Annotated in this window: 5 protein-coding genes, 1 other RNA gene and 2 pseudogenes; 4 read left to right on the top strand and 4 right to left on the bottom strand. The window is 34.5% G+C overall.

What is annotated here, in order from left to right; all coding sequences use genetic code 11:
- The 3 genes and pseudogenes from A9G37_RS12730 to A9G37_RS11980 form a co-directional block, all read left to right on the top strand.
- Positions 1–200 (top strand): annotated as a pseudogene (locus tag A9G37_RS12730) (IS30 family transposase); the annotation flags it as partial.
- 31 nt (positions 201–231) lie between these two features.
- Positions 232–489, top strand: a complete 258-nt coding sequence (locus A9G37_RS12455) for an IS30 family transposase (RefSeq protein ID WP_255306841.1) — start codon at positions 232–234, stop codon at positions 487–489.
- An 11-nt stretch (positions 490–500) separates the two neighbouring features.
- Positions 501–692: pseudogene (locus A9G37_RS11980) on the top strand (opacity family porin); the annotation flags it as partial.
- A 62-nt stretch (positions 693–754) separates the two neighbouring features.
- Here A9G37_RS11980 and A9G37_RS02185 read toward each other — a convergent pair.
- From A9G37_RS02185 to A9G37_RS13420, 4 genes are all read right to left on the bottom strand, one after another.
- Positions 755–1,615, bottom strand: coding sequence for a DUF6216 family protein (locus A9G37_RS02185; RefSeq protein ID WP_065574498.1), 861 nt, complete (start codon positions 1,613–1,615; stop codon positions 755–757).
- Between the two features lie 55 nt (positions 1,616–1,670).
- A complete protein-coding gene (locus tag A9G37_RS02180) occupies positions 1,671–2,906 on the bottom strand; it encodes an integrase domain-containing protein (protein ID WP_065574497.1) in 1,236 nt (411 codons plus the stop codon).
- Positions 2,907–3,080: 174 nt separating this feature from the next.
- Positions 3,081–3,444: a transfer-messenger RNA gene (gene ssrA, locus A9G37_RS02175) on the bottom strand.
- Between the two features lie 290 nt (positions 3,445–3,734).
- Positions 3,735–3,911, bottom strand: a complete 177-nt coding sequence (locus A9G37_RS13420; protein WP_081297617.1) for an NAD(P)-dependent oxidoreductase — start codon at positions 3,909–3,911, stop codon at positions 3,735–3,737.
- 87 nt (positions 3,912–3,998) lie between these two features.
- On the opposite strand from A9G37_RS13420, the gene A9G37_RS02170 reads away from it, so the two are divergent.
- A partial coding sequence (locus A9G37_RS02170; protein ID WP_065574496.1) for a helix-turn-helix domain-containing protein occupies positions 3,999–4,244 on the top strand: 246 nt, incomplete at its 3' end.

The raw sequence follows: 4,244 nt of genomic DNA, 5'->3' as shown, positions 1-4,244 counted from the left end.
GCCGGAAAACGCGAGGACATTGGGAGGGAGATACGATTATTAGCCGTAAAGACAAGCAAGCATTGGTGACATTAGTTGAACGCAAAACAGGGCTAGTATTAATTGGGCGCCTCAATCAACGTACCGCCTCCGAAACGAGAGATATGATAATAAAATTGCTAACGCCGTTTAAAAAAATGGTTAAAAGCATCACCATTTGATAATGGAACCGAATTTAATTATCATCATGCTATTGAGCATTATTTAAATACTACCGTGTACTTTGCGGAGCCTTATAAAAGCTGGCAAAGAGGCTCAAATGAAAACACCAATGGCTTAATACGTCAGTTTATACCTAAGCCAGCGGCCATTTCATTAGTTGACGACGAACAGATAAAGAAAATTCAATATCTATTAAACTCTTGCCCAAGAAAATGGCATAAGTTTAAAAGCCCTACCTCCTTTTATTCGAAGGAGTTAAGACAAATTGCACTTCATGGTGGAATCTAGGAGATTCTAAAAACAAAACTCGTTTTGCTTATGCAGCAGGTTTGGGGGCTGCATATAAAATTACAGACAATTGGTCGGCCGACGTTATTGCACGTTATACTAATGGCGGTAAAATAAGCGTCAACACTACTGATAATAACGCTAAATCAGAGTTAAAACTAAGTACAACTGATTTAATGGCTGGGGTTCGTTATAGTTTTTAAGACTAAAATAGTAAGGTGATTTTTTAAATCACCTTGATAGCTCAGCACTAAGATGAATTTGATTATTTACTCCATTTTTTTGTTCTATGCCTCTTTATTTGTAACCTTAAATCTCTAACATAAAAAACTTGAGATAAAAAAGTAAAAATATATAAAAAATACACAAGAATTAATACACAGTTAAAACCGAAAAATATCTTTTGTTCCTTAACTATATTCGATATTTTGTCTTTTGATTCTTTATTAGCAAAATGCTCACAAATATTTCTCGCCAAAGTCTTGGGTAAATTCATTTCCGTTGACCACTTTTCTGCATTAAATTCTTTTGTATTACACATAGATGGGGTTAAGTCCCAGTTAGTATTAGTAAACGGAATCAAAGAAATTTGTGAACTCCTTGCGTAGCTATCTGACACCCAAAACCAGGGGCTATTTTCTCCAACTTTTATCAATGCAGCAGAAGTAACAACAAAATTTAAACAAAAAAGAGCTATAAAAAATAAAGCCAAATCACCAATAATTAAAGCTGATAATTTCCCAGACCTAATCTTTTTAAATGATAGTTTGTTTATGTCAAAAAGACTTTTAATTTTAATCACTTGGATAGCTGATATTCCATTTCTTTTCAGCCATTTTAGATATTTTTCGATCTGTCGTTCAGTATTGGCAGAAACATGATATAAAGCATTAAAGTGAGCAATATCTATGTTATTATTATGAAATTCTTTCCATTGCTCATTAAAAAATTCAGAATTTTTTTTCCCTAATAAGATCCCCCATAATCGATCTTTTAAAAAAATAACTATTTTCCATTTTAAAGATAAATAAATAACCAATAATATAACAATCACTATCTCTATATATTTAAATATTGGAGCCTCAATAAAAACATTAATAGAATTAAAAAATTGATTATAATCCATTTTGATTCTCTTATTTTATATAATACAGTTTGATTTGATTAACACATATAAAATATTATAAATTGACCAGTATTGTTGATTGTTTATTAGTCAATCTAGCCTTCTCGATAAAATTTCCCCACCATTGCATCATTTCAATTCTTTGTTCAAGGTAAATGGCTCGATTATAAGCTCGGCGAACCTCATTTTTATCAACATGAGCAAGAGCCGCTTCTATTACATCAGGAGGAAAACCATTCTCATTAAGTGCTGTAGATGCAATAGAACGGAATCCATGAGCAACTAATCGACCAGCAAAACCTATCCGTTTAATTACAGCATTAACAGTCTGACTGTTCATTGGTTTATTATGAGGTGATTTCATACTAGGGAAAACATATTCGCGATGCCCACTAATGGGTTTCATGATTTGCAAAATATCAATTGCTTGAGAGGATAAAGGAATTATATGTTCTCGCCCCATTTTCATTCTTTCAGCTGGTATAATCCAACAATTATTGTTGAGATCAATTTCACACCATTTTGTTCCTGTTGCTTCCGTTGGTCTTGTCATTGTATAAAGTTGCCAAAATAATAAGCATCGAGTTTGCTTTTCTATATTTGCGGTACTCAATGCACTTAACAATTCAGGTAATTGTTCAGGTAGTAGTGCTGGCATATTTTTTACCACAGGATTAGCAAATGCCGCTGTGATTTTGGATGCTGGATTAGCATCTATCAAACCAACATTAACCGCATAATACATAACCTCATTAATTCGTTGGCATATTCGTCGAATAGATTCTAGCTTTCCTTGTTGTTTAATTGGTTCAAGAGCATTTATAAAGTCTCTTGCTTTAATTTCAGTGATAGCAATACTACCTATATAAGGTAGTACATGTAATTCTAAAGAACGCCAAATATCTTTTAATGTATCAGCTTTTAAATTAGATGAAGATTTTAATTTAAACCAATCAGTAGCAACCTTTTCAAAAGTATTATTCTGCTCATCTCTAAGTTGTTTTAGTTGATCTTTTTTATATTGTTGAGGATCTATTCCTTTGGCAAGTAGTTGTCTTGCTTCATCTCTTTTTAGTCTAGCATCAGCTAAACTAATCTCAGGGTATGATCCAAAACTCACAAGAGCTCTTACTTTAGATGTGGGACGGTAATAATTAAAACGCCAAATCTTTGTACCTATTGACTTAACGAGTAAATACAAACCATTCCCATCAGATAAAGTGTAATCTTTTTCTAACGACTTGGCAGTCCTGATTTTAGTATCTGTGAGTGGGGTAGTTATACGTGCCATAGTTATATATTTATAGTTATACGTGATGTTGTGTTTTTAGCGTATAACTAATTATATAACTAAAACTATTGATTGTCACTGAATTAACATAATACTTATTGACATGAAAACGCTATAAAACATTTGAATTATAGTGAATTAATGATGGTTGGTGAATTTTAATGAACAGTATGATGGTGGAGCTGGCGGGAGTTGAACCCGCGTCCGAAATCTCTACATCCTCGGTACTACATGCGTAGTTTGTTTTTGATTTTCATCTACCCGCTGCGAACAAACACGCTACTGATAGACTAGCTTGATTAGGTTTAATGCTTCACCCCAAGCAAGGCTTCCACACGATCTCGTTTGGGTTTGACTCCTCTTTATCCCCGTCCTACGAGCGGAGGCTAGGGAGAGAAGGCTCTATACAGGTTATTAAGCTGCTAGTGCGTAGTTTTCGTCGTTTGCGACTATTTTTTTGCGGTTTATTTACGAGGCCTACCGCACCTCGGCATGCACCTTGGGTTTCGCAAATCCCGTCGAATCCAGAATCAGCCCCAATTGTGAGTTGTAACTAAAAACAATATTAAGGCATTATAGGTGAATTCAAAATGGAATACAAGTTAGCTAGCTTCAAGGTTGGTCTAGTTATCGGCAAATTTTTCATCTTTTAATGCTGCGTGATATTATCAACAGCACATTTTTTCCTTCACATATTACATTTCAGCCATTGCAGAGCTGACTTGAGGTGATAATAAAACATTATAAATATTTGTCGTAAAAGGGGATTTGGTAGGTAGTGGCTCAATTTCAAATGCATCAAGTCCTGTGGCTTTGCTCGTTTTATTTTTAGTACTTCAAGCGGCGCTTGTTGATCAACAATTTTTCACAGGCATCATTAATAAGTATTGCCGAAGGTCTCATTAAAGCTAATTTTTCTTTTGTGAATAGTTGAATAGTTTTTTTGGTTAATGGGAGAATGGTAACAACAAAATTGGCTTGTTTTAATACCCTGGATTCAAACATGAAGTGCAATTTTAAACACGGTGGAGTGAAGAAAGTAGAAGGTGATTTATACTAGCACCTTCGCACCACCACAGTTTGGAGATTGCTATGTATTATAATCACCTTTCTAGGAAGGAAAGATACCAAATTTTCGTATTATTACAAGCCGGAAAGAATAAAAAAGAGATAGCCCAGCTACTCAATAGACACCCTTCGACAATAAGTCGTGAGATAAAAAGAAACTCAAAACCTAATCAAGCCTATCAAGCACATGATGCGGTAACCCTAGCTAGGAAAAGGCGAAAAAACAGCGGTAATGGTAAGCCAATAGAGTCTTCGGTATGGCGCCAAGTT

Origin of the sequence: Gilliamella sp. GillExp13, from assembly GCF_001690815.1 — a bacterium.
In the GTDB taxonomy this organism is placed as follows: domain Bacteria; phylum Pseudomonadota; class Gammaproteobacteria; order Enterobacterales; family Orbaceae; genus Gilliamella; species Gilliamella bombi.
Note: the sequence above shows the minus strand (reverse complement) of the source record. Positions and strands in the feature narration are given on the sequence as shown.